At 67.9% G+C, this 25,868-nt stretch carries 20 protein-coding genes; 15 read left to right on the top strand and 5 right to left on the bottom strand.

What is annotated here, in order from left to right; all coding sequences use genetic code 11:
• The first annotated feature begins 43 nt into the window (after nucleotides 1–43).
• Nucleotides 44–793 (top strand): sulfite exporter TauE/SafE family protein, encoded by a 750-nt coding sequence (locus J5T34_RS22705; protein WP_208583114.1) that lies wholly within the window; start codon nucleotides 44–46, stop codon nucleotides 791–793.
• A 46-nt stretch (nucleotides 794–839) separates the two neighbouring features.
• Here J5T34_RS22705 and J5T34_RS22700 read toward each other — a convergent pair whose 3' ends face one another.
• Entirely contained in the window at nucleotides 840–1,616 is a 777-nt protein-coding gene (locus J5T34_RS22700; protein WP_208583113.1) for an IclR family transcriptional regulator, read from the bottom strand.
• 129 nt (nucleotides 1,617–1,745) lie between these two features.
• Between J5T34_RS22700 and J5T34_RS22695 the strand changes: the two genes are divergently transcribed.
• The 5 genes from J5T34_RS22695 (at nucleotide 1,746) to J5T34_RS22675 (ending at nucleotide 8,317) form a co-directional block, all read left to right on the top strand.
• On the top strand, nucleotides 1,746–2,567 hold the full coding sequence (locus tag J5T34_RS22695) for an enoyl-CoA hydratase (RefSeq protein WP_208583112.1): 822 nt from the start codon (nucleotides 1,746–1,748) through the stop codon (nucleotides 2,565–2,567).
• A complete protein-coding gene (locus J5T34_RS22690) occupies nucleotides 2,557–4,800 on the top strand; it encodes an acetate--CoA ligase family protein (RefSeq protein ID WP_208583111.1) in 2,244 nt (747 codons plus the stop codon). The genes J5T34_RS22695 and J5T34_RS22690 overlap by 11 nt, the downstream gene beginning before the upstream one ends.
• Before the next feature lie 88 nt (nucleotides 4,801–4,888).
• Nucleotides 4,889–5,866 carry a tripartite tricarboxylate transporter substrate binding protein gene (locus tag J5T34_RS22685; protein WP_208583110.1) on the top strand — a complete coding sequence of 326 codons (978 nt, stop codon included), beginning with the start codon at nucleotides 4,889–4,891 and terminating at the stop codon, nucleotides 5,864–5,866.
• 4 nt (nucleotides 5,867–5,870) lie between these two features.
• Nucleotides 5,871–7,127, top strand: coding sequence for an acyl-CoA dehydrogenase family protein (locus J5T34_RS22680; protein ID WP_208583109.1), 1,257 nt, complete (start codon nucleotides 5,871–5,873; stop codon nucleotides 7,125–7,127).
• The gene (locus tag J5T34_RS22675) at nucleotides 7,112–8,317 is read left to right on the top strand and encodes an acyl-CoA dehydrogenase family protein (protein ID WP_208583108.1); all 1,206 of its coding nucleotides are present in this window, start codon (nucleotides 7,112–7,114) and stop codon (nucleotides 8,315–8,317) included. The genes J5T34_RS22680 and J5T34_RS22675 overlap by 16 nt, the downstream gene beginning before the upstream one ends.
• Before the next feature lie 51 nt (nucleotides 8,318–8,368).
• On the opposite strand, the gene sucD is transcribed toward J5T34_RS22675, so the two are convergent.
• On the bottom strand, nucleotides 8,369–9,244 hold the full coding sequence (gene sucD / locus J5T34_RS22670) for a succinate--CoA ligase subunit alpha (RefSeq protein ID WP_208583107.1): 876 nt from the start codon (nucleotides 9,242–9,244) through the stop codon (nucleotides 8,369–8,371).
• Nucleotide 9,245: 1 nt separating this feature from the next.
• Nucleotides 9,246–10,454, bottom strand: coding sequence for an ADP-forming succinate--CoA ligase subunit beta (sucC, locus tag J5T34_RS22665; protein ID WP_208583106.1), 1,209 nt, complete (start codon nucleotides 10,452–10,454; stop codon nucleotides 9,246–9,248).
• A gap of 426 nt (nucleotides 10,455–10,880) precedes the next feature.
• Between sucC and J5T34_RS22660 the strand changes: the two genes are divergently transcribed.
• The 5 genes from J5T34_RS22660 (at nucleotide 10,881) to J5T34_RS22640 (ending at nucleotide 17,565) form a co-directional block, all read left to right on the top strand.
• Complete coding sequence (locus J5T34_RS22660; RefSeq protein ID WP_174105111.1) at nucleotides 10,881–12,635, top strand: thiamine pyrophosphate-binding protein; 1,755 nt, start codon at nucleotides 10,881–10,883, stop codon at nucleotides 12,633–12,635.
• A 173-nt stretch (nucleotides 12,636–12,808) separates the two neighbouring features.
• The gene (gene frc, locus J5T34_RS22655; protein ID WP_174105110.1) at nucleotides 12,809–14,038 is read left to right on the top strand and encodes a formyl-CoA transferase; all 1,230 of its coding nucleotides are present in this window, start codon (nucleotides 12,809–12,811) and stop codon (nucleotides 14,036–14,038) included.
• A 79-nt stretch (nucleotides 14,039–14,117) separates the two neighbouring features.
• Nucleotides 14,118–16,247, top strand: a complete 2,130-nt coding sequence (locus J5T34_RS22650; RefSeq protein WP_208583105.1) for an acetate--CoA ligase family protein — start codon at nucleotides 14,118–14,120, stop codon at nucleotides 16,245–16,247.
• A 221-nt stretch (nucleotides 16,248–16,468) separates the two neighbouring features.
• Nucleotides 16,469–17,242 carry a fumarylacetoacetate hydrolase family protein gene (locus J5T34_RS22645; RefSeq protein WP_208583104.1) on the top strand — a complete coding sequence of 258 codons (774 nt, stop codon included), beginning with the start codon at nucleotides 16,469–16,471 and terminating at the stop codon, nucleotides 17,240–17,242.
• 56 nt (nucleotides 17,243–17,298) lie between these two features.
• A complete protein-coding gene (locus J5T34_RS22640) occupies nucleotides 17,299–17,565 on the top strand; it encodes a hypothetical protein (RefSeq protein ID WP_208583103.1) in 267 nt (88 codons plus the stop codon).
• Nucleotides 17,566–17,709: 144 nt separating this feature from the next.
• Here the strand turns inward: J5T34_RS22640 and J5T34_RS22635 are convergent, their stop codons facing one another.
• Together J5T34_RS22635 and J5T34_RS22630 are read right to left on the bottom strand one after the other, a co-directional pair.
• Nucleotides 17,710–18,018: a LysR family transcriptional regulator gene (locus J5T34_RS22635; RefSeq protein ID WP_208583102.1), complete on the bottom strand. Its 309-nt coding sequence runs from the start codon at nucleotides 18,016–18,018 to the stop codon at nucleotides 17,710–17,712.
• 129 nt (nucleotides 18,019–18,147) lie between these two features.
• On the bottom strand, nucleotides 18,148–19,107 hold the full coding sequence (locus tag J5T34_RS22630; protein ID WP_208583101.1) for a LysR family transcriptional regulator: 960 nt from the start codon (nucleotides 19,105–19,107) through the stop codon (nucleotides 18,148–18,150).
• Nucleotides 19,108–19,411: 304 nt separating this feature from the next.
• Between J5T34_RS22630 and J5T34_RS22625 the strand changes: the two genes are divergently transcribed.
• The 4 genes from J5T34_RS22625 (at nucleotide 19,412) to fdhF (ending at nucleotide 25,862) form a co-directional block, all read left to right on the top strand.
• Complete coding sequence (locus J5T34_RS22625; protein ID WP_208583100.1) at nucleotides 19,412–20,320, top strand: LysR family transcriptional regulator; 909 nt, start codon at nucleotides 19,412–19,414, stop codon at nucleotides 20,318–20,320.
• Between the two features lie 128 nt (nucleotides 20,321–20,448).
• The gene (locus tag J5T34_RS22620; RefSeq protein WP_208583099.1) at nucleotides 20,449–20,661 is read left to right on the top strand and encodes a hypothetical protein; all 213 of its coding nucleotides are present in this window, start codon (nucleotides 20,449–20,451) and stop codon (nucleotides 20,659–20,661) included.
• 608 nt (nucleotides 20,662–21,269) lie between these two features.
• Complete coding sequence (locus J5T34_RS22615) at nucleotides 21,270–22,979, top strand: NADH-ubiquinone oxidoreductase-F iron-sulfur binding region domain-containing protein (protein ID WP_208583098.1); 1,710 nt, start codon at nucleotides 21,270–21,272, stop codon at nucleotides 22,977–22,979.
• Between the two features lie 60 nt (nucleotides 22,980–23,039).
• Nucleotides 23,040–25,862 carry a formate dehydrogenase subunit alpha gene (gene fdhF / locus J5T34_RS22610; protein WP_208583097.1) on the top strand — a complete coding sequence of 941 codons (2,823 nt, stop codon included), beginning with the start codon at nucleotides 23,040–23,042 and terminating at the stop codon, nucleotides 25,860–25,862.
• Nucleotides 25,863–25,868 lie beyond the last annotated feature (6 nt).

The following is a 25,868-nucleotide window of genomic DNA, read 5'->3' as shown; positions in this document are numbered from 1 at the left end:
TCGCGGGCCCGCGTGTTTCCCTGTCCGCCTTTTTGACCCTCCCATGGAATTTTTGATCATCGCCGTTGGCGCCGCCCTCGCGGGATTCGTACAAGGCCTGTCGGGCTTTGCCTTCGGCATGGTGGCGATGTCGCTGTGGGCGTGGACGCTCGAGCCGAGCATGGCCGCGGTGCTGACGGTGTTCGGCTCGCTGACCGGGCAGGTAATCGCCGCGGTTCGCGTGCGGCGCGGCTTCGATGTCGCCGCGCTGCTGCCCTTCATCGCCGGCGGGCTGGCCGGCATTCCGCTCGGCATGCTGCTGCTGCCGTATCTGGACATGGCGTCGTTCAAGACCGCGATCGGTGCCTTCCTGGTGCTGTGGTGCCCGGCGATGCTGATGGCGCGGCGGCTGCCGCCGCTGCGATGGGGCGGCAAGCCAGGCGACGCCGGCGCCGGCCTGATCGGCGGCGTGATGAGCGCGATCGGCGGGTTTAGCGGCACGGTGCCGACGCTGTGGTGCACCTTGCGCGGCTACGACAAGGACCGGCAGCGCGCCATCATCCAGAACTTCAACCTGACCATCCTGATGGTGACGATGGCGGTCTACCTGCTTGCAGGCAACGTCACCGCGCAGATGCTGCCGCGGTTCGCGGTGGTCGCGCCCGCGATGCTGATCCCCGCGCTGATCGGCGCCCGGGTCTATCACCGCATCGACGAGGCGCGCTTTCGCGCGATCGTGCTGACCCTGCTGACGGTGTCCGGCGTGATGATGCTGGCCTCGGGTTTGCCGACGGTGCTCGGCCGCATCGGCTAACGATTGGCACGATGATTGGCACGATCGCGCCTTTGGTGCCGGCCGCTCAAGCCGGCTCGATGTCGAACGCCTGCCCCAGTTCTTCCCGCAGCAGTCTGCCCAGTTCCAGGCGCCGCCCGGCATGCATGCGGCTGCTGATTGCGCCCAGGCTGATCGCCGCCTCGGCGCCATAGGGCAGTGCGAAGGCACAGCCCACGCCGGACACGCCGACCGTGATGCTGTCGACGATCTCGGCGAAGCCCTTTTTCCTCGCACGCTCGACCGCACTCGTCAGCTTGGCCAGCGTCATGCCCTGCTCGGCGTAAAGCGGCGTTCGCCGCTTGAAGACCTCGCGGATCGCCTCGTCGCGCATCCGCGCCATCAGGGCCAAGCCCCCGGCGCCGATGCCCAGCAGCCGCCGCTGCTGCGGCACCGTGGTGAAGATGCGCACCGGAAAGGGCCCTTCCTCGCGATGCAGGCAGACGGTGAAGTCGCCCTGCTGCACCACCAGGAACACGGTATCGCCCGACAGCCGCGCCAGCCGCTTCATCGCCGGCAGCACCAGGTCGACCACCGGCGCCTTGTCGTGGACCGCGGCGCCCAGCTGCAGCGCATCCAGCCCGAGCCGATAGCGTTTGCTGGCCGGATGGCGCTCGGCGAAGCGTTCCTCTTCGAGGCAGCACAGCAGCCGGTAGGCCGTCGGCCGCTCGAGGCCGGTCGCCTCGACCAGCTCGGCCAGCGACAGTCCTTCCTCCTGCCGCTCGGCCATCAGCCGCAGCAGCTGCAGGCCGCGCCGCAGGGTCTGCGCTCCGGCGGTCCCGGCGGCCTTTGTCTCCTTGGTCATCGCTTTGTCCATATAGTGGTTATTTGGCGCGGATAAGTTTGTATTGTAGAAACCCCGCTTTCTACACTGGCCCTCGTTCGACGACAAGACTGCGGCAAGACAAACACAACACCAGACGAGGAGACCGGGATGGGCGATGCCACCATCGAGATCGAGCAGACAGGCGCCGTGCGGCGCCTGTGGCTGGCGCGCGAGCGGGCGCGCAATGCGCAAAGTCAGCAAATGCTGGACGAACTGGACGCCGCGCTGGAGGCGGCGGCACAGGACGACACCGTGCGCGTGGTGGTGATCGGCGGACGCGGCAGCCATTTCTCGGCGGGCCACGACCTGAAAGAAGCGCAGGCAAAGCGCGCCGACTTCACCGTGGAGGAACGCTGGGCCTACGAGAGCCGGCGCTATTTCGATTACTGCCTACGCATCTGGGACTTCCCCAAGCCGACCATCGCGCAGGTGCAGGGGGCCTGCGTTTCGGGTGGCTTCATGATCGCCAATATGTGCGACCTGATCGTCGCCAGCGAGTCGGCCTATTTCTCCGATCCGGTCGGCCATACGCTGGGCGCCGCGGCCACCGAGGTGCTGATCCATCCGTGGGTGATGGGCCTGCGCAAGGCCAAGGAAATGCTGTATGCCGGCGGCCGACTCGATGCCGCGGAAGCGCTGCGGATCGGCATGGTCAATCGGGTGGTGGCCGACGACGCGCTGGACGACGAAGCGCTGGCGCTGGCCGCGCGCATTGCCGAGGCACCGCCCTTTGGGCTGCGGTTGATCAAGCGATCGCTGAACAGGACGCTGGACGCGCAGGGCCTGCGTTCGGCGCTGTCCGCCCACTTCGACACGCACCAGCTGTCCCACCTGAGCGAAGGTTTCCTGCGGGCCCGCGACGCGGGCCTCGCCAAGGCGATCCAGTCGGGGCAGGCCAACGAGGCGCGGGGCGGCGAACATGGCGCATAAGCTCGACCCGCTGCTGAATCCGCAATCGATTGCCATCGTCGGCGCCAGCGACGACCCCGGACGCATCGGCGGCATGCCGATCGATCTGCTGACGCGCTTCGGCTATCGGGGCCAGATTCATCCGGTCAACCCGAAGTACGAGACGGTGTTCGGCCTGCGCTGCCATCCGTCGATCGAAGCGCTGCCGGAAGGTATCGACCTGGCGGTGCTCGCGATCGGCGCGGAGCAAGTCACGCCGATGCTGAAGCGCTGCCACGCGCGCGGCGTTCGCGCCGCGATCGTCTATGCCGCCGGGTTTGCCGAGGCGGGCGCAAGCGGCGCGGTCCTGCAGCACGAGATGGAGGCTTTCGTGCGCAGTACCGGCATGGCGGTTGCCGGCCCCAACTGCATGGGCTTCGCCAATCTGAACACGCACGCCTATACGGCGTTCGCCTCGGTCTTTCGCACGGCGCCGCCGCAACGCGAACGCGGCACGGTCAGCCTGTTGACGCAGAGCGGTAATGTCTGCGCGGCCGTGTTCGCGATCGCGCGCGAGCTCGGCGTGTCGTTCAGCCAGTTCATCAATACCGGCAACGAGGCCTGCCTCGATTTCGCCGAGTATCTGCAGTTCCTTGCACAGGACCCGGATACCGATGTGGTGCTTGGCTATATCGAGGAATTGCGCGATGGCGCGCGCTTTATCGACGCGGCCATCGCCTGCGCCGAGGCCGACAAGCCGGTGATCGTGTTCAAGGCCGGCGAAACCGACAAGGGCCGGGAGGCGGTGCGCTCGCATACGTCGGCGCTGGCCGGGAACCAGCAGATCTATCGCGCCGCCTTCGCGCAGCTGAACGTGATCGAGTGCCAGGACTTCGCGCAGATGGCGCATCTGGCCGAACTGGCGCGCTATCGGCGGCGCAGCGCCGGCCGCCGCGTCGCCATCGTCAGCATCTCCGGTGCGGTCGGCGCGATCCTGGCCGACAAATGCATCGGCGCGGGCCTGGAGGTGCCGACTTTGCCGGAGGCATTGCAGCAGACCTTGCGCGCCGGCATTCCCGACTACGGCATGGTGTCGAATCCGGTCGACGTGACCGGCAATGTCGTCAACGATCCCGGCTTCGTTCGCACTGCACTGACCGCGCTAGCGACCAGCGAGGCGATCGACGCCGTGATCGTCTACGCGCCGGGCTATCTGCTCGACCGCATGGCCGACGATCTGATTGACACGGCGGCGGCCCATCCGCGCCTGCTGCTGGCGATCGACACCGGCCGCGCGACGCGCCGCGACGACCTGCGTACGCATGGCGTGCCGGTGATGACCGACATCGGCATGGCAATGCAGACGCTGCCGCCGCTGCTGCAATGGCACGAGCGCCGTGCCGAGCGGCCCTGGCGCGCGCTGCTCACCCTCTCCCCCGACCCCTCTCCCGCAAGCGGGAGAGGGGAGAACGCCGTCGGGATGGCAGAGGTCATGGAGGAGCGATCGTCGGGCGCAGCCGCGGTCGCGCTTGCAACAACCGGCTCCCTCTCCCGCGTGCGGGAGAGGGTTGGGGAGAGGGAACAGGCGGCCGCCATGCCCACGCCGCCCGCCTTGCCCTGCGATGAACACACCGCGCGCCGCTATCTGGCCGCGCACGGCGTCGGCGATATCGACGGCCGCGTGGTGCGGCACGCCGACGAGGCCGCCGCCGCGGCGGTGGAATTGGGCTTTCCGGTCGTGCTGAAGGTGCTGAGCGCCGAGCTGCCGCACAAGACCGAGGCCGGCGGCGTGCGGCTGAACCTCGGCGATGCCGACGCCGTTCGCAAGGCGTGCGCGGAGATGCTGGCCAGCGTCCGGGACCATGCGCCGCAGGCCCGCATCGACGGCGTGCTGGTGCAGCCGATGCTGAGCGGCGGCGTCGAGCTGATCGTCGGCGCGGTGCGCGACCCCGTGTTCGGCCCGACGCTGACGGTGGGCCTCGGCGGCGTGCTGACCGAGCTGTATCGCGACGTCAGCCACCGGCTGCTGCCGGTCGATCGGCGCACCGCCGAGCAGATGCTGCGCGAGCTGCGGGCCTTTGCGCTGCTCGACGGCTTTCGCGGGCGGCCATTGTGCGACGTGCCGGCGGCCTGCGCGGCGATCGCCGCGTTCTCGGACGCCGTCATGGCGCTGGGCGACGCAGCCGACGAGGTCGAGATCAATCCGCTGCTGGTCCGCGAGCGCGGGCAGGGCGTGGCGATGCTCGATGCGCTGATCGTGCCGAGGCGGGAGTAAGGCAGCGGCCGTCATCACACGACCACCGCGCAGGCACCAAGCCGAAACAACGAAGCGCAACACAACAACAATCGAGAGGAGACTGACCATGACCAGACCCTGGATCGCCGCCCTGGCGCTGACGCTTGCCATCGTGCCGGGCGCCGGCGCACATGCCGCGGACGCCAGCGCCTATCCGACCAAGCCGGTGCGCATCATCGTGCCGTTCACGCCCGGCGGCGCGGCCGACATCATGACGCGAGCGCTGGGCGAACGGCTGCGTCAGCATCTCGGCCAGCCTGTCGTGATCGAGAACAAGCCGGGCGCCGGCACGGTGATCGCGTCGGACTACGTCGCCAGGCAGGCGCCCGACGGCTATACGCTGCTGATGGCCGCTTCTTCGCTCGGCATCGCGCCGGCGGTGTTCAAGACCGTCGGCTACGACCCCGTCAAGGACTTCACGCCGATCACGCTGGTCGCCTCGGTGGTGCACGTGCTCGAAGTCAACGCCAAGCTGCCGGTGACCAACGTCAAGGAACTGATCGACTATCTGAAGACCAGCGGCAAGCCGGTCAGCTACAGCTCCGCGGGTTCCGGCACGTCGACGCACCTGGAGGCCGAGCTGTTCAAGACCATGGCCGGCGTGCAGATGTCCCACATTCCGTACAAGGGCAGCGCGCCGGCGCTGAACGACCTGGTCGCCGGCAATGTACAGGTGATGTTCGACGCGTACGCGTCGTCCGCCCCGCATATCAGGAGCGGCAGCGTGCGCGCGCTGGCGGTGACCACCGCGAAGCGCTCGGCCACGCTGCCCGATCTGCCGACGGTGGCGGAATCGGGACTGCCCGGCTACGAGGCGATGCCGTGGCTGGGCCTGCTGGCGCCGGCCGGTGCGCCGCCCGAGGTGGTCAAGCGCGTCTACGCCGCCACGCAGCAGGCGCTGAAGGACCCTGGCCTGCGCGAGCAGTTTCGCGCGCTGGGCCTGGACATCATCGGCAATACGCCGGAGCAGTTCGCCACCTTCATCAAGCAGGACGCGCAGAAGTGGGCCAAGGTCGCCAAGACCTCCGGCGCGCAGGCGGATTGAGCCGATGCAGTTGACGCTGAACGAACAACAGCGGCTGATCGAGGAGAGCGCGCTGACCTTCCTGTCGCGGCAGCCCGACGTCGCAGGGCCGTGGTACCACGCGTGGCCCGAATCGCGATGGATGCCGATGTGGCGGGCCTTCGCCGAGATGGGCTGGCTTGGACTGCCGTTGCCCGCGCAGGCGGGTGGTTTCGATGGCGGTGCGGTCGAAACGGGACTGCTGATGCGCGCCTTCGGCCGGCATGGCATCAACGTGCCGTACCACGGCGGCATCCTGCTGGCGGCGCGCATGCTGGCGCAGCGCGGCACCGCGGCGCAACGCGATCGCTGGCTGCCCGCCGTGATGGACGACAGCCGCCGCCTGACGCTGGCCCACGACGAAGCACAGTGCCTTGACCCGTGGGCACCGCGTGCCACGGTGGCGCGGCGGGAGAGAGCGGGTTGGCGGCTGCAAGGCGCCAAGCTGCTGGTGCCCGATGCCGGCGGCGCCGACGCGCTGCTGGTCAGTGCGCGCATCGACGATGAGGGCGGAGGATCGACGCCGGACACGGACGACGTACGGCATGCCGTGTTCCTGCTGCCGATGCACGATCTGCCGATGCAAGGGCTGCGCCTGCACCGCTGCCATACCGTCGACGGCGCGGCGGCCGCCGACGTGTGGCTCGATGGCGTCCATGTCGATGCCGACGCGTTGCTCGGGATAGCGGATGGAAGCGACGCGACCCCCGTGCTGCACCGCCTGCTGGCAGAAGCTTCGATCGCGCTGTGCTGGGAAGCCTGCGGCGCGATGCAGGCGGCCTTCGAGCGCACCGCCGCCTATACCCGCCAGCGCGAGCAGTTCGGCCGCCCGATCGCCAGCTTCCAGACCGTGCAACACAGGCTCGCCGAGATGGCAGTCTGCTGCGAGGAGGCCGTCGCAGCCTGCGAGCTGGCGGCGCTGCGCGTGGACGCCGGCCTGCCGGACCCGGGCGACGCGATGGCGCTCGCCGCGATGGCGAAGTCCAAGGTCGGACGCGCGGCGCGCTACGTATCGCAGCAAGCCGTGCAGTTGCATGGCGGCATGGGCGTCTCCGAGGAGCTGCCGATCGCCGGCCTGTTTCGCAAGCTGACGCGCTTCCAGCTGCAGGGCGGCAGCCCGTCGTGGCATGCCGCGCAATATGGCCGCGCGATGCTTGCCTCGGGCGCATGGCGCGACAGCCGGACCCTGCCGTCTTCCGATCGATCTTCCGCCGAGGCCCCCGCGTCATGGATCTGCAACTGACCCCCGAGCTGGCGTCCTTTCGCGAGGAAGTCCGCGCCTTCCTGCGCGAGTCGCTGACGCCCGCCCTGCGCCGCGGCCAGCGGCTGACGACCGCGATGTATCCCGAGCCGGAAACCTCCGGCCCGTGGCAGGCCATGCTGCGCGAGCAGGGCTGGCTGGTGCCGCTATGGCCGACGGAATGGGGCGGCACCGGCTGGAGCCCGGTGCAGCGCTTCATCTTCGAAACCGAATGCGCGCTGGCCGGCGCGCCGCTGGTCCATCCGATGGGCGTGCGCCTGCTTGGGCCGGTGCTTCTGCGCTTCGGCACCGACGCGCAGAAGCAGCGCTATCTGCCGCGCATCCTGTCGGGCGAGGACTACTGGTGCCAGGGCTTCTCCGAGCCGGGCGCCGGCTCCGATCTCGCCGCGCTGCGCACGCGCGCGGTGCGCGACGGCGACGACTATGTGGTCAGCGGTTCCAAGCTGTGGACCACGCACGCGCATCATGCCAACCGCATGTTCGCGCTGGTCCGCACCGGCAACGACGGGCGCCGGCAGGACGGCATCAGCTTCCTGCTGATCGATATGGATTCGCCCGGCATCACCGTGCGGCCGATCGCGACCATCGGCGGCGATCACGACGTCAACGAGGTCTTCTTCGACGAGGTGCGCGTGCCGCAGGCCAATCGCGTCGGCGAGGAGAATGCCGGCTGGGCCTGCGCGCGCTATCTGCTCGAGTTCGAACGCGGCGCCGGCATCTTCAGCCCGCGGCTGCGTTCGCAATTGATGCGGGTCGGCGATGCGATGGCGGTCTTGCAGGCGGGCGGCCTGCGCCACGACAGCGCTCAGCGGCAACTGCTGCAGGCGCGCTTCGGCGAGGTCTGCGCCGATCTCGATGCGTTCGAGATGCTGGAGCTGAAGACGCTGGGCCAGCTGATGCCGGGGCAGAGTCCCGGTGCGGTGTCGTCGATCCTGAAGCTGCGCGCCAGCCGGCTCAAGCAGCAGATCGGCGAACTTGGCGTAGAAATGCTGGGGCTGGAAGGGCAGCGCTGGCGCGATGAGACGGCGGGGTCCGCTTATGGCGGCGATCCGGATGACGGCATCGTTGGCACCTTGCTTCCCGAGTATTTGAACAGCCGCGCGTTCACGATCTTCGGCGGTGCCGCCGAGGTCCAACTGGGCATCATCGCCAGGAGTGTGGTGGGCCTGTAGCACGGCCGCCGCCGCTGCATCCCGCAACGGCGGCGGCTTGAAACGATGACGCTACACCGCCAACGCCTTCGCCATCGTCTGCCCCAGCTCGGCCGGCGAGCGCGACACGTGGATGCCGGCCGCGCGCATCGCCTCGATCTTGGCGTCGGCGGTACCGCTGCCGCCCGAGATGATGGCGCCCGCATGCCCCATGCGCCGGCCCGGCGGCGCGGTGGTGCCGGCGATAAAGCCGACCACCGGCTTGTCGCTGCCGGACTCGCGCAGGAATTGCGCGGCTTCCTCTTCGGCCGAGCCGCCGATCTCGCCGATCATGATGATGCCTTCGGTCTCGTCGTCCTCCAGGAACAGCTTCAGGCAATCGATGAAGTTGGTGCCATTGACCGGGTCGCCGCCGATGCCGATGCAGGTCGACTGCCCCAGACCGGCCGCGCTGGTCTGCGCCACCGCTTCATAGGTCAGCGTGCCCGAGCGCGACACCACGCCGATCTTGCCGGGCCGGTGGATATGGCCCGGCATGATGCCGATCTTGCATTGGCCCGGCGTGATCACGCCCGGGCAATTGGGGCCGACCAGCCGGCTGCGCGAGCCTGAGAGCGCGCGCTTGACGCGCACCATGTCGAGCACCGGGATGCCCTCGGTGATGCAGACGATCAGTTCGAGGCCGGCGTCGATGGCCTCGAGGATGGCGTCGGCCGCGAAGGGCGGCGGCACGTAGATCACGGAGGCCTGCGCCCCGGTGCGCTCGGCCGCCTCGGCGACGGTGTCGAATACCGGCAGGCCCAGATGCGATTCGCCGCCCTTGCCGGGCGTCACGCCGCCGACCATCTTCGTGCCATAGGCCAGCGCCTGTTCGGTATGGAAGCTGCCCTGCGCGCCGGTCAGACCCTGGCACAGCACGCGGGTGTTGTTGTCGATCAGCACGGCCATTTCAGTGTCCTCCCCGCTTCGTGTTTTGCGTGGCCGCGACGACCTTGGTCGCCGCATCGGCGAGGTCGTCCGCCGAGACGATCGGCAATCCGGAATCGCGCAGGATGGCCTTGCCCAGTTCGACGTTGGTGCCTTCGAGCCGGACCACCAACGGCACCGTCAGGTCGACCTCGCGCGCGGCCGCGACCACGCCCTCGGCGATCACGTCGCAGCGCATGATGCCGCCGAAGATATTGACGAGGATGCCTTCCACGTTGCGGTCGGCCAGGATCAGCCGGAACGCCGTCGCCACGCGCTCGCGCGTCGCGCCGCCGCCCACGTCGAGGAAGTTGGCCGGCTTGCCGCCGTGCAGCTGGATGATGTCCATCGTCGCCATCGCCAGGCCGGCGCCATTGACCATGCAGCCGATATTGCCGTCGAGCTTGACGTAGTTAAGCGCATGCCGCGCGGCCTCGGTCTCGGCCGGATCTTCCTCGGCCTCGTCGCGCATCGCCTCGATATCGGGATGGCGGAACAGCGCGTTGTCGTCGAAGTTGAACTTCGCGTCCAGCGCCATCACGTGGCCGCTGTGCGTGACCACCAGCGGATTGATCTCGACGATCGAGGCGTCGAGCTCGGTGAAGGCGCGATACGCCGCCAGGAACAGCCGCGTCGCCTCGCCGATCTGCTTGCCGCGCAGGCCGAGCCCGAAGGCCAGGCGCCGCGCGTGGAAGGGCTGGATGCCGGTGGCCGGATCGATCGCCAGCTTCAGGATCTTTTCCGGCGTGTGCGCGGCCACTTCCTCGATGTCCATGCCGCCTTCGGTCGATGCCATCAGCGTGATGCGCGACGTGGCGCGGTCGATCAGCATGCCGAAATAGAGCTCGCGCGCGATGTCGCAGCCTTCCTCGATATAGAGGCGCCGCACCTCGCGACCCGCCGCGCCGGTCTGCTTCGTGACCAGCACCGCGCCGAGCATCTTGCCGGCTTCCTCGCGCACCGCGTCGAGCGAGCGCGCTACGCGCACGCCGCCCTTGCCGCCGGGGTCGTTCTGGAAGCGTCCGGCGCCCCGGCCGCCGGCGTGGATCTGCGATTTGACGACCCACAGCGGGCCCCCTAGCGTGCGCGCCGCGTTGGCTGCCTCGTCCGGCGTGAACGCCACCGCGCCGCGCGGCACGGCGACGTCGTAGCGCCGCAGCAGCTCCTTGGCCTGATATTCGTGAATGTTCACTGTCTCCTCACTGGTCTGGATACGTCGTTGTGGTGGCTGACAGGATGGGGCGGCATTGCGCCGGGCGCCTGCGTGAATATGGTATGTAATATATCAACGCACAACAAGGCGAAATATTGGTGCGCGAACACACCCTCGCCAGTCGCATTCCACATTGATGCGGCCGGCCACTAAGCGGCAGCGTTTATAGAAGTTGGCCGAATTTATCGGCACGAAAACGGCTGTTTTGCTGCGATGCGTCGTCGAAAGTCGGCGTCTTTCCCACATTTTCTCCTTGCCGACCTTTGATATATCACATACGGTATGTCATCAAGATCGCCCGAAACGATCGATTCGCGTCGCAAGCCGGCAGCCCTGCCGAGAAGAAGGTGAAGCGGTGCGTGCCCATACAACGGGCCGCCCGGAGTCCAACGAGGAGACCAACACATGTCTGCAGTCGTATCGCTGCGGCCGGAATCGACGACGGCCGATGACACCCTGAAGCAGAAGAGCCGGGATGCCGGCATCGTGTCGGGCGGCCATCTGGTCGCGCGGGCGCTGAAGAACGAAGGGGTCGATACCATCTTCACGCTGTGCGGCGGCCATATCATCGACATCTACGATGGCTGCGTCGACGAGGGGATCCGCATCATCGACGTGCGTCACGAACAGGTCGCCGCGCATGCGGCCGACGGCTATGCGCGCCAGACCGGCAAGCTCGGCTGCGTGGTGACGACTGCCGGGCCGGGCTGTACCAATGCCGTGACCGGCATCGCCACGGCGTTCCGCTCCGAAAGTCCGGTGCTGCATATCGGCGGGCAGGGCGCGCTGACCCAGCACAAGATGGGTTCGCTGCAGGATCTGCCGCACGTCGACATGATGGCGCCGATCACCAAGTTCGCCGCCACCGTGCCGAGCACCGAGCGCGTCGCCGACATGATCTCGATGGCCGCGCGCGAATGCTTCAACGGTGCGCCCGGGCCCGCCTATCTCGAGATTCCGCGCGATGTGCTGGACCGCGAGGTCGACGTCGCGCGCGCGGTGGTGCCGCGCCCCGGCCACTATCGCGCCTCGACCAAATCGATCGGCGATCCGCGCGATATCGAGAAGCTTGCCGACATCCTCGTCAACGCCGAGCGTCCGGCCATCCTGTTCGGCCAGCAGGTGTGGACCGCACGCGGCCACGAGGAAGCGATCGCGCTGCTGCGCGGCCTCGATATCCCGGGTTATTTCAATGGCGCAAGCCGCGGGCTGCTGCCGCCGGGCGATCCGCATCATTTCGACCGCACCCGCTCGCAGGCGTTTGCGAATGCCGATGTGCTGGTCATCGTCGGCACGCCGTTCGACTTCCGCATGGGCTACGGCAAGCGCATCAGCAAGGAGCTGACGCTGGTGCAGATCGACATGGACTACCGCACCGTCGGCAAGAACCGCGAGATCGATCTGGGCCTGGTCGGCGATCCCGGCGCGATTCTCGGCGCCGTGCTGCAGGCTGCCACCGCGCGCATCAAGCAGGACAAGCGCCAGGCCCGCCGCAAGTGGATGGCCGACCTGACCGAGGCGGAGGGCGTGGCCACCGAGAAGCTGATGCCGCTGTTCCTGTCGGAGAACACGCCGATCCATCCGTATCGCGTCGCCTACGAGCTGAACAACTTCCTCGGCGAGGACACCATCTACATCGGCGACGGCGGCGACGTGGTCACGATCTCCGCGCAGGCGGTGCGGCCGCGCAATCCCGGCCAGTGGATGGACCCGGGCGCGCTCGGCTCGCTGGGCGTCGGCACCGGCTTCGCCATCGCGGCAGGCCTGGCCAATCCGGGCAAGGAGGTGCTGTGCTACTACGGCGACGGCTCCTTCGGCATGACGGCCTTCGACATGGAGACCGCCAACCGCTTCGGCGTGCCGTATCTGGCGGTGATCGGCAACAACTCGGCGATGAACCAGATCCGCTACGGGCAACTGGCCAAGTACGGCGAGTCGCGCGGCAACGTCGGCAATCTGCTGTCGGACGTGCCGTTCAGCCAGTTCGCGCAGATGCTGGGCGGCTACGGCGAGGAGGTGCGGGACCCCGCGCAGATCGCCGGCGCACTGCAGCGCGGCCGCGAGTCGATCGCCCGCACCGGCAAGTCCGCGGTGATCAATATCTGGGTCGATCCGCGCGAATACGCCCCGGGCACCAAGAACCAGACCATGTACAAGTAGCCGGCTGCCGGCCCCCGGGGCCGACAGCGCGATCGCAGTGAACGACACCGGATGCGCGGGTTTGCACAAGACCCGCGCATCCGGCGGGCGGCGCACGCCCTCGCTGCAGCGGCCGCGCGGATCTGGCTCCCGAGCAACCCACGATCACACCATAGAGGCGAGGAGACGACGCCATGAGCAAGGCATTGGAAGGAGTACGCATCCTGGACATGACGCACGTGCAGGCGGGGCCCTCGGCCACGCAGCTGATGGCGTGGCTGGGCGCGGACGTGATCAAGGTCGAGCTGCCCGGCCGGGGCGACATCACGCGCAGTCAGCTGCGCGATGTACCCAACGCCGACAGCCTCTATTTCACGATGCTGAACTCCAACAAGCGCAGCCTGACGCTGAACATGAAGACGCCGGAAGGCAAGGCGCTGCTGGAGGACCTGGTCGAGCGCTGCGACGTGCTGGTCGAGAACTTCGGCCCGGGCGTGCTCGATCGCGCGGGCTTCGACTGGGATCGCCTGCGCGCGCTCAATCCGCGGCTGATCTACGCGTCGATCAAGGGCTTCGGCCCCGGGCCGTACGCCGACTGCAAGGCGTACGAAAACGTCGCGCAATGCATGGGCGGTTCGGCATCGACCACCGGCTTCGAGGAAGGGCCGCCGACGGTGACCGGCGCGCAGATCGGCGATTCGGGCACCGGCGTGCATTGCGTGATCGGCATCCTGGCCGCGCTGCTGCAGCGCGAACAGACCGGCAAGGGCCAGCGCGTCGAGGTGGCGATGCAGGACGCGGTGCTGAACCTGTGCCGCGTCAAGCTGCGCGATCAGCAGCGCCTGGCGGCCGGTGCGCTGCGCGAATACCCGAACAAGGAATTCGGCGACTACGTGCCGCGCGCCGGTAATGCCTCGGGCGGCGGCCAGCCGGGCGCGGCGCTGCGCTGCGCGCCGGGCGGGGCCAACGACTACGTCTACGTGATCGTGCAACCGCAGGGCTGGGAACCGCTGATGCGGCTGTGTGGGCGCGAGGACCTGATCTCGCATCCGCAGTTCGCCACGCCGGAGGCCCGCCTCAAATGCCTGCCCGAATGCTTCTCGATCATCGAGAAATGGACGCGCACGCGCACCAAGTTCGAGGTCATGGAAGCGCTCAACGAGGTCGATGTGCCATGCGGCCCGATCCTGTCGATGAAGGATCTGATCGAGGACCGCTCGCTGTACGAGCGCGGCTATCTGGTCGAGGTCGACCATCCGCAGCGCGGCCGCTATGTGCAGCTCGGCTGTCCGATCAATCTGTCCGAATCGCCGGTCCAGGTCGATCGCTCGCCGCTGCTGGGCGAGCACACCACCGAGATCCTCGAGTGGCTGGGCCGCACGCCCGCGCAGATCGAGGCGCTGCGCGCGGCCGGCGCGGTCTGACGTCGCCTTGCCCTGGGCGGCCCGGTGCCGCCCTTCGTTCGCAAACTCCGCTGCAACCATGACCCAATGGAGGTCTGACATGGCGTATGACAAGGACGCGGTGCGCAATATTCTCGCCACCGCCAAGGAACAGGGACGCACCGCACTGACCGCGCCCGAAGGCAAGCTGGTCTGCGATGCCTATGGCATTACCGTGCCGGGCGAAGGGCTGGCGACGTCGCCGGCCGAGGCGGTCGAACTGGCCGGACGCATCGGCTTTCCGGTGGTGATGAAGATCGTGTCCCCCGACATCCTCCACAAGACGGAGGCCGGCGGCGTGCTGGTGGGGCTGGAGGACGCGCAGAAGGTCGAGCAGGGCTATCAGACCATCCTCGACAATGCCAAGCGCTACAACGCCAAGGCCGAGATCCTCGGCGTGCAGGTGCAGAAGATGATCGGCGGCGGCCAGGAGGTCATCATCGGCGCGGTCACCGATCCGTCGTTCGGCAAGCTGGTGGCCTTCGGCCTTGGCGGCGTGCTGGTCGAGGTGCTCAAGGACATCACGTTCCGCATGGCGCCGGCCAGCGAGCAGGACGCGCTCGGCATGCTCGACGGCATCGCCGCCGCGCAGGTGCTCAAGGGCGTGCGCGGCGCCGAGCCGGTCGATCGCGCGGCGCTTGCCAACATGATCCAGCGCGTGTCGCAGCTGGTGACCGACTTCCCCGAGATCGCCGAGCTCGATCTGAACCCGGTCTTCGCGAGCCCGAGCGGCGCGATCGCGGCCGACGTGCGAATCGTGCTGGATCACGCGCCGCAGCCGCAGCGCTATCGTCCGACGCAGGAGCAGATCGTCGCGCAGATGAACCGCATCATGCGGCCCGACACCGTCGCGGTGATCGGCGCCTCGTCCGAGGACGGCAAGATCGGCAACTCGGTGATGAAGAACCTGATCAACGGCGGCTACCAGGGCAAGATCTATCCGATCCACCCGAAGGCCGAAGAGATCATGGGCATGACGGCCTACAAGAGCGTGCTCGACGTGCCTGGCGAGATCGACGTGGCGGTGTTCGCGATTCCCGCCAAGCTGGTGGCGCAGGCGCTGGAGGAGGTGGGCAAGAAGGGAATCCCCGGCGCGGTGCTGATTCCGTCGGGCTTTGCGGAGACCGGCAATGTCGAAGGGCAGGAAGAGATCGTCGCAGTCGCGCGCAAGCACAACATCCGGCTGATGGGGCCGAACATCTACGGTTTCTACTACACGCCGAAGAACCTGTGCGCGACGTTTTGCACGCCTTATGACGTCAAGGGCAAGGCCGCGCTGTCCTCGCAGTCGGGCGGCATCGGCATGGCCATCATCGGCTTCTCGCGCTCGGCCAAGATGGGCGTGTCCGCCATCGTGGGCCTGGGCAACAAGTCCGACATCGACGAAGACGATCTGCTGACCTTCTTCGAGCAGGACGACGAGACCGAGATCATCGCGCAGCATTGCGAGGATCTGAAGGACGGCCGCGCGTTCGCCGAGGCGGCGGCGCGCGTGTCGAAGGTCAAGCCGGTGGTGGTGCTCAAGGCCGGCCGCACCAGCCTGGGCGCGCGCGCGGCGAGCTCGCACACCGGCGCGCTGGCCGGCGACGACCGCATCTACGAGGATGTCTTCAAGCAATGCGGCGTGATTCGCGCCCGCTCGCTGCGCGATCTGCTCGAGTTCGCGCGCGGCATTCCGAAGCTGCCGACGCCGAAGGGCGAGAACGTGGTGATCATCACCGGCGCGGGCGGCTCGGGCGTGCTGCTGTCCGATGCCTGCGTCGACAACGGGCTGTCGCTGATGACGATGCCGGAAGACCTGGACGCGGCCTTCCGCAAGTTCATCCCCCCGTTCGGCGCGGCCGGCAATCCGGTCGACATCACCGGGGGCGAGCCGCCCACGACCTATCGCAACACGATCAAGCTGGGGTTGGAGGATCCGCGCATCCACGCGATCATCCTCGGCTACTGGCACACGATCATTACGCCGCCGATGGTGTTTGCGAAGCTGGTGGTCGAGGTCAAGGAGGAGATGGCAGCCAAGGGTATCGAGAAGCCGATCGTGGCCTCGCTGGCCGGCGACGTGCAGGTCGAGGAAGCGGCCGAATACCTGTACCAGCATGGCGTGCCGGCCTACGCGTACTCGACCGAGATCCCGGTCGCGGTGCTCGGTGCGAAGTACAAGTGGGCGCGGGGCGCGGGCAAGATCTGACGCTGCGACGAAAGGGAGACCGGCGGCGTTGGGAGGCGCCGCTTGCCCTCTCCCCCGACCCCTCTCCCGCAACGGCGGGAGAGGGGAGAGCGGCAGGCGTGCGCTGACGGCAGTTCCCGATCCCCGCGGTTTCCTCCCCTCTCCCGCTCGCGGGAGAGGGGCCGGGGGAGAGGGCAGCGCCCCCATACCACCGATAACAACCACCCGCCACAGGAGACCCCATGCAAACCTGGATTCGCTTCGACGCTGGCGATGGCCGGCCACGGATGGGCCGGCTCGATGGCGAGCGGGTGTTCGAATACGACGGCCCCGGCTACGCCTCGCCGAACCCTACCGGTGTTTCGTTCCCGCGCAACGAGGTGAGCCTGCTCGCCCCATGCGAGCCGTCCAAGATCGTCGCACTGTGGAACAACTTCCACGCGCTGGCCCGCAAGCTGGACAAGCCTGAGCCCGCGCACCCGCTGTTCCTGATCAAGCCGGGCACTTCGCTGGCCGGCCCGGGCGACACCATCGTGCGGCCGGTCGGTTATGGCGGCAAGATCGTCTTCGAAGGCGAGCTCGGCATCGTGATCGGACGCGTATGCCGCGATGTGCCGGTGGCCGATGCGGCCGCGCATATCTTCGGCTATACGGTGGTCAACGATGTCACCGCGGCCGACCTGATCGCCGAAGACCCCAATTTTCCGCAGTGGTGCCGTGCCAAGGGCTTCGATACCTTCGGCTGCATCGGCCCGACGATCGTCACCGGCTTCGACTGGCGCGACGCCAGCGTGGTCACGCGCCTCGACGGCGCCGAGCGCCAGCGCTATCCGCTGGACGACATGATCTTCACGCCCGAGCAGGTGGTCAGCCGCCTGTCGCGCGACATGACGCTGATGCCGGGCGACGTGATCGCCTGCGGCACGTCGCTCGGTGTGGGCTCGATGAAGGCCGGCGCCGTCGTCGAAGTGCGCATCGAAGGCATCGGTGCGCTGATCAATCCGGTCGGCGGCTAGCCCGCGCGGCAACGCGCCGCCGGCCTTGTTCGCGATGGTCGCGATGGAGGCCTGCCATGACGGACCCGCAAGAACTGGCTTATCTGGTGGCCGGCGCGTCGATGCTGGCCGGCCTGGCGGGCTTCAGGCACACCGGTGCATTCGCGCTGCACGCGGGATGCCTCGGCGGTCTGGGGCTTGCCATGGCGACTGCCTGGCTGTCCGGCGGCAACGGCCCGATGGTGGTGCTGGCAGGATTGGCGCTGGCCGCGGTCGCGGCAGCGGGGATCGCGATCGGTGCGCGGACCGGCGTGCGCAACGCGCGATCGTCGGGAGCGAAGTAGGGTAAAAAGCCAACGCGTCGTCCCCGCGCAGGCGGGGACCCAGTGGCGTTCGACTTCGCTGTTCAAGACGCCGGGTTCCCGCGTGCGCGGGGACGACGTCGTGATAAATCGCCCAAACGGTGATTCAGGTCGATTCAGGTCGATTCAGCTGACGCGCCGGCTCATCGCTTCCAGATAGCCGTTCTTCTTCTCCAGGATCAGCTGGCTCAGAAACGGCGCCTCGTAGGCCGTCAACAGATGCGCGTGATAGGTCTCGATATAGTGCGCGATCTGGGTGCGCTCGCAATCGACCACGCCGCACAGCCAGCGGTACATCGCCTCGTCCCAGTGAAAGGGCAACTCCAGTTCGACGAAGGCCGAGTTGTAGGCGGCGAGTTGCGCCTGTACCGGGAACTGCGGGTCCGCGGCTGCGGCTGGGATGTCGTTCTGCCGTTCGATCTGCGCTTGTTCCATGGTCGCTCTCCTATGCCGGTGCGGTGGGACATGCCGGCAGAATAGGGGGCGGGAACGATTAATAACAATTGAAGTTAGTCGGCAAAACCATAAGCCATCGTTTATGCATCGATGGTGCCGAGCTCGGCGCTAGGAGCGGGCGGTGGCCGCGCCCTTGCCGCGAATCAGGCCGTCGACCGCGGTGATGCGATCGATCTGCGCCGCGCCTTCGCTCAGCAGGAAATGCTTGAAGGCCAGCGCGACCGGCGGCAGCCGCTTGTTCTTGCGATGGACCACGTACCAGTTCAGCATCACCGGAAAGCCCTCGACGTCGAGCACCGCAAGATGGCCGGTGCGCAGTTCCAGCGCAACCGTGTGGGCCGACAGGAAGGCGATGCCCATATTGGCGATGACGGCTTGCTTGATGGTCTCGGTGCTCTTGATCTCCATCGTGATGCGCAGGTTCTGCAGCCGCGCCGCGAAGCCCTCCTGCATCGAATTCCAGGTGTCCGAGCCCTTCTCGCGGCAGATGAAGGCCTCGTCGGCCAGCGCGGACAGCGGCACGTTGCGTCTGCCGACCAGCGGATGGTCGGGCGCCGCGACGATGACGTAGGGGTGCGGTGCGAACGATTCGTTGACGGTGTCCATGCCGGCCGGCGGCCGCACCATCACGGCGAGGTCGGTCAGGTTGCCGGCAAGCTGGTGCAGCAACTCCTCGCGGTTGTGCACCGCCAGGTTCAGCGTCACGCCGGGATGGCGCCGCATGAATTCCGCGATCACGCGCGGGAAGAAGTAATCGCCCGCGCTGATCACCGCGATATTGAGCCGGCCTCCCGCGATGCCGCTGAGCTGCGCCATCGCGTCCTCGGCCTCGCGGAACTGCTGGATGATGCTGCGGCTGTAGTGCAGCATCTCGGTGCCGGCGGGAGTCAGGTAGATCTTCTTGCCCAACTGCTCGAACAGCGGCAGGCCGACGTGGTTCTCGAGCTGGCGCACCTGCGTCGACACCGCGGGCTGCGTCAGGTGCAATTCCTCGGCCGCGCGCGAAAAGCTCAGGTGACGGGCCACCGTTTCGAAGACCTTCAGCTGGCGCAGCGTGGCATTTTTCATGGCGGCCTCGTTCGGTCGGCGCGACGCGCAGGAGCGCGTATGAGCGCGTATGGGGTCGCGTTGCACCGCGGCATGGCGACGGCGTGGCCGTCCATCCATAGACGGTCGTCAATGATCTTAATAAAAAAGTTAAGGCGTCGTGGATAGTCGTTTGCACTAGCATCGAAGGACCCATCGGCGTTCGCGCATCCCCGCCGGACGACCGTGGCGACATAAAAAAGCACAGCGCTGCCCCGCCGGCCCACGCCGGCGATACCGCAGCGGCCGCCCGCCCACGAGGCATGCGGTGCCAGAGGAGACCACGATGAATGTCTCGCTTCCGCAGTTGAAGGCCTTCGCCGCCGTCGCGCGGCATCGCAGTTTCACCCGTGCCGCCGCCGAACTGGGCCTGACGCAATCCGCCGTCAGCCGCAGCGTGCGCGAGCTCGAAGAGGAGATCGACCTGCGGCTGTTCGACCGCACCACCCGTCAGGTTGAGCTGACCGAAGCCGGCACGCTGCTGTCCGAGCGGATCTGCCATCTGATCGACGAGGTCGAACAGACCCTGCACGAAACGCACTCGAGCGCGCGCCCGGCGCATGGGCGCGTGCAGCTCGCGGTCGGGCCCATGCTGTCTTCGATGCTGGCGCCAGCCTGGCTGCAGGCCTGCCAGAGCGCGTGGCCCGACATCGATATCGTGCTGCGCGATGTCGGCCCGGAAGCGGCGCTGCATGCGGTGCGCGGCGGCGAGGTCGATTTCGCGGTGGTCAGCGATCCCGAGCCTTGCGCCGAACTGCAGTTCGATCTGCTGTACGAGGAGACCTTCCACGCCGTGCTGCCGAGCGGCCATCCGCTGGCGTCGCGCGAGGCGCTGGGATGGGGCGATCTCAACGATGCGCAGCTGTTCGGGCTCGACCGGCAGTCGGGCATGCTGGCGGCCATCGAACGCGCCATGGCGGCCTACCACGTGCGGCCGCGGGTGTATCGGCCGCTTGGGCATTTCTGTGCAGTGCTCGGCATGGTCGCGCGGCGGCAAGGGCTGGGCGTGGTGCCATCGCGTGCCCGCGCGGCCGGTGTCCCGCCCGGCGTGGTGTTGCTGCCGCTGCGGCCGCACGCCGCGATGCAAGTCGTGCTGGTGCGCCGCAAGGGCAGGTCGCTGAAGCCCAATGCCGCTGCAATCTGGCGAGTCATCGCCGAACAGGAGGGGCCTGATGTGGCGTTGAAGACGGGCTGATCCGCGCCTGTGGCACGGGAACGACAGAAAAGGGTGCTTTCTGATATATCACATACAGAATATTTACATCTGGTGCGTTGCACCATATACTGGTCACTCCTTGATTGATGTCTTATCGGAGTGTCCTGATGCAAACCACCCTGTTGACCCTGCTGTCGCTTGGCCTGTTCTCTCTCGGCGTGTCGGCCACCGTGCTGCTCGCGACTTCGCTGCCGGCGCCGGCGCTGCTGCGCGCCCAGTCGCACGGCCGCTTCGCCGGCTTCGGTAGCGCCTCTCACGACGATGAGGCAAGCGAAGACTCGCACAAGGCGGCCGGCCAGTTCGTGCTGACCCATGCCTGAGCACAAGTTCGCTGGCCACGCCGCCGGTCGTCCCGAGGTTCCATAGCGACGGACGGTTCGGCCCCGTGGCCAGCGGCTTGCATCCCGCGTTCCCCTCCTGCCTTTCCTGCCTTTCCCTCCGCCTTCCAGGGCATTGCCGTACCGTTCGCCTTCGTGTCCCCTGCCGCTAGGGATTTACCCGAGGCAGCGTCACCGGTTTCGTCCCATTGCATCCACCGCGCGACTCGACGCCACGCGATTCGCCATATCGCCCGAGCGTGCGTATTGATGCACGAGAGCGAATCAAGTCCCTGATCTGTCGAGCGTCGCCGAGGCGCTTCGTGTTGGCATCGATGCGCAACGCGCACCAATCGCCCGGCTCGGTCGCGCGCCCCGCATACGGTTCCGGCCTTCCAGTTCGCGCGGCGGAGGCGACCCGTCGCCGCGAAACGCCTTGACCATTTTGATATATCACATACCGTATAACACTAATGGACGCTGCCAAGGCCCCACGGAGAACACCCCGGCGCGCCGTCGGGAAGGCACCACGGCCGATGGCGCTATCATCGACCCGGCGACGTCCCCCCGCGCCGCTCCCCAGGCATCCACGATAACGAACAGAGATCGCCATGAACCAGGTCGTGATCCCCATTCCGGTCGACAGCATCGGCCGGCAGCGCAAGCGCCGACAACCCAAGGGTCGGCAAGTCGACCCCGCCGCGCTGGCCGAGGTGCGCGCGCTGCTTGGCGATGCGCCACGCCGGCGCGACCTGCTGATCGAGCATCTGCATGCGATCAACGATCGCTACGGCCAACTGGCCGCGCCGCATCTCGCCGCGCTGGCCGCGGAGATGAAGATGTCGCAGGCCGAGGTCTATGAGGTCGCGACCTTCTATCACCACTTCGACGTCGTGCGCGAGGATGCCGATGGAGCGATCGCGCCCCCGCCCGCGCTGACCGTGCGCGTCTGCGAGGGCATCGCCTGCGAGATGGCCGGCGCGCAAGCGCTGCTCGACAAACTGCCCGCGCTGCTCGGCACCGACGTGCGCGTGGTGGCTGCACCCTGCATCGGCCGCTGCGAGCGCGCGCCGGCGGCACTGGTCGGACAGAATCCGGTCGACGTTGCCAGCGCGGAGGCGATCGTCGAACGCGTGGCCGCGGGCGCGGTGCGTCACGAGCCCGAGCCGTACGTCGACTATCTGGCGTATCGGGAGCAGGGCGGTTACCGGACCTTGCGCGCGGTGGCCGACGGCAAGCTGACCGCCGACGATGCCATCGCGACGATGGAGCATGCGGGACTGCGCGGCCTCGGTGGCGCCGGTTTCCCGACGGGACGCAAATGGCGCATCGTGCGAGCCGAGGCCGGCCCGCGCATGATGGCCGTCAATATCGACGAAGGCGAGCCCGGTACCTTCAAGGACCGCTTCTATCTGGAGCGCGATCCGCATCGCTTCATCGAGGGCATGCTGATCGCCGCGAAGGTCGTGCAGGTCGATGCGATCTATATCTACCTGCGCGACGAGTACGCCGGCTGCCGCGCGCTGCTGACCGAGGAACTGCGGCGGCTGCGCGAGGACCCGCCGTGCGCCGGTCTGCCGCCGATCGAATTGCGGCGTGGCGCCGGCGCCTATATCTGCGGCGAAGAGTCCGCGATGATCGAATCGATCGAAGGCAAGCGCGGCTGGCCGCGGCTGCGGCCGCCGTACGTCGCACAGGTCGGCCTGTTCGGCCGGCCGACGCTCGAGCACAACTTCGAGACGCTGTACTGGGTGCGCGACATCCTCGAGCGCGGACCGGAGTGGTTCGCCGGCCAGGGTAGGCATGGGCGCAAGGGGCTGCGCTCGTTCTCGGTATCCGGCCGCGTCAACAAGCCGGGCGTGCACCTGGCACCGGCCGGCATCACCATCACGGAACTGATCGACGAGTATTGCGGCGGCATGCTCGATGGCCACCGTTTCTACGGCTATCTGCCGGGCGGCGCATCGGGCGGCATCCTGCCCGCGTCGATGGGCGATATCCCGCTGGACTTCGACACGCTGCAGCCGCATGGCTGCTTCATCGGCTCGGCGGCGGTGGTGGTGCTGTCGGACCACGATCGCGCCGTCGACGTGGCGCGCAACCTGATGCATTTCTTCGCGCACGAGTCCTGCGGTCAATGCACGCCGTGCCGCGTCGGCACCGCCAAGGCCGTGCAGCTGATCGCGCAGCCGCAGTGGGACCGGGAGGCGCTGGCCGACCTGTCCGCGGTGATGCGCGATGCCTCGATCTGCGGGCTGGGGCAGGCCGCGCCCAATCCGATCGATTGCGTGATCCGCTATTTCCCGCACGAGCTGGCCTGAGCCGCAAGGCGCTGCAAGACGTCGCCCGAAGACGCCGTACGACAGATCCACGAGACCGCCATGAATGCATTGACCCGCGCCGAACGCGCCCTCGTCCAGGCCTCCGATCCGGCTTCGGTCGCCTTCAATCTGAACGGCCGCGAGGTGGTGGCCGCGCCCGGCGAAACGCTGCTTCAGGTCGCGAAGCGCGAGGGCGTCGAGATTCCGCACCTGTGCTACAAGGACGGCCTGGAGCCGGCGGGCAACTGCCGCGCCTGCATGGTCGAGATCGACGGCGAGCGCGTGCTGGCGCCGTCGTGCTGCCGGCAGCCTGCCAACGGCATGAACGTGCAGACCGATTCGCCGCGCGCGCGCAAGGCGCAGAGCATGGTGCTCGAGCTGCTGCAGTCCGATATGCCCGAGACCGCGTACACGCGCGACAGCGAACTCGACCAATGGTCCGCGCGGCTCGAGATCGGCAAGCCGCGCTTCGCGCCGCGCGAGCCCGTGGCACCCGATCTGTCGCATCCGGCCATCGCGGTCAATCTCGATGCCTGCATCCAGTGCACGCGCTGCCTGCGCGCCTGCCGCGACGAGCAGGCCAACGACGTGATCGGCATCGCGCTGCGCGGCGCGGACGCGAAGATCGTGTTCGACATGGACGATCCGATGGGCACGTCGACCTGCGTGGCCTGCGGCGAGTGCGTGCAGGCCTGCCCGACCGGTGCGCTGATGCCCGCGCGCGCCGCCGCGCTGGCGGTGCCGGACAAGCAGGTGCAATCGGTCTGCCCGTATTGCGGCGTCGGTTGCCAGCTGACCTACCACGTCAAGGACAACCGTATCCAGTACGTCGAAGGACGCGATGGCCCGGCCAATCACGCGCGGCTATGCGTCAAGGGCCGCTATGGCTTCGACTACGCCGCGCATCCGCATCGGCTGACGGTCCCGCTGATCCGCCGCGAGGGCGTGCCCAAGCGCGGCGATGCGGTGATGGACCCCGAGCGCGTGATGGAGGTGTTCCGCGAGGCGACGTGGGAGGAGGCGCTCGCGCTTGCCGGCGGCGGCCTGGCGCGCATTCGCGATACGCATGGCAAGCGCGCGCTGGCCGGCTTCGGCTCGGCCAAGGGCAGCAACGAGGAGGCCTATCTGTTCCAGAAGCTGGTGCGCACCGGCTTTGGCAGCAACAACGTCGACCATTGCACGCGGCTGTGCCATGCCTCGTCGGTGGCCGCGCTGCTGGAGGGGATCGGTTCGGGCGCGGTGTCCAATCCGGTGATCGACGTGGGCAAGGCCGAGGTCGTGATCCTGATCGGCGCCAACCCGACGGTGAACCACCCGGTCGCGGCGAGCTGGATCAAGAACGCGGTGCGCAACGGCACCAAGCTGATCGTCGCCGATCCGCGCCGCTCGGACCTGGCGCGCTTTGCCTATCGCTTCCTGCAGTTCCAGCCGGATACCGACGTCGCGCTGCTCAACGCGATGATGCATGTGATCGTCACCGAGGGGCTGGTCGATCGCGACTTCATCGAGAGCCGCACGATCGGCTACGACGAGCTCGAACGCAATGTCGCCGCCTACAGCCCCGAGGCGATGGCGCCGATCTGCGGCATCGACGCGGAGACGATCCGCCATGTGGCGCGGCTCTACGCGACTGCGGGCAGCGCGATGATCCTGTGGGGCATGGGCGTGTCGCAGCACGTGCACGGTACCGACAATGCGCGCTGCCTGATCGCGCTGGCGCTGATGACCGGCCAGATCGGCCGGCCCGGCACCGGCCTGCATCCGCTGCGCGGCCAGAACAATGTGCAGGGCGCCTCGGACGCCGGGCTGATTCCGATGATGTATCCGGACTACCGGCGCGTGGACGATGCCGACGCCGCGGCGCGCTTCGAAGCGCTGTGGGGCACGCCGCTGGATCGCCAGCCGGGTTTGACGGTGGTCGAGGTGATGCAGGCCATCGAGCGCGGCGAGGTGCGCGGCATGTACATCATGGGCGAGAACCCCGCGATGTCGGACCCCGACGCCCAGCATGCGCGCGAGGCGCTGGCCGCGCTCGATCATCTGGTGGTGCAGGACATCTTCCTGACCGAGACCGCCTACCTCGCCGACGTGGTGCTGCCGGCCTCGGCGTTCCCGGAGAAGACCGGCACCTTTACCAATACCGACCGCATCGTGCAGCTCGGCCGGCAGGCGATCGATCCGCCGGGACAGGCGCGCCAGGATCTGTGGATCATCCAGCAGATGGCCGCGCAACTGGGCCTGGACTGGCGCTATGACGGCGTGGCCGACGTGTTCGACGAGATGCGGCTGGCGATGCCGAGCATCGCGGGTATCACGTGGGAGCGGCTGCAGCGCGAACACGCGGTGACCTACCCGTGCCGCGAGGAAGGCGATGCCGGCGAGCCGGTGATCTTCACCGACGACTTCCCGACGCCGACCGGCCGCGCGCGCTTCGTGCCGGCCGATATCGTGCCGGCGGCGGAGCGTCCGGACCAGGACTATCCGTTCGTGCTGATCACCGGGCGCCAGCTCGAACACTGGCATACCGGCAGCATGACGCGCAGGGCGGGCGTGCTCGATGCGCTCGAGCCCGATCCGACCGCGCTGGTCCATCCGCTCGATCTGGCGCAGTGGGGCGGCAAGCCGGGCGACGTCATCACGCTGGCGTCGCGCCGCGGCGAGGTCGCGCTGTATGCGCGCGCCGACGAGGGCACGCCGCGCGGCGCGGTGTTCGTGCCGTTCTGCTACTACGAGGCGGCGATCAACAAGCTGACCAATCCGGCGCTCGACCCGTTCGGCAAGATTCCGGAGTTCAAGTACTGCGCGATACGGGTGACGCTGGGCGGCACGCCCCCGGTGCAGTCCAGCTATGGCGGCGGGCAGATCCTGGCGCGGGTGGGCTGAGGAAAT

This window comes from Cupriavidus gilardii, assembly GCF_017598945.1.
Classification (GTDB): Bacteria; Pseudomonadota; Gammaproteobacteria; order Burkholderiales; family Burkholderiaceae; genus Cupriavidus; species Cupriavidus gilardii_E.
This window is presented reverse-complemented; position numbering and strand designations above follow the sequence as displayed.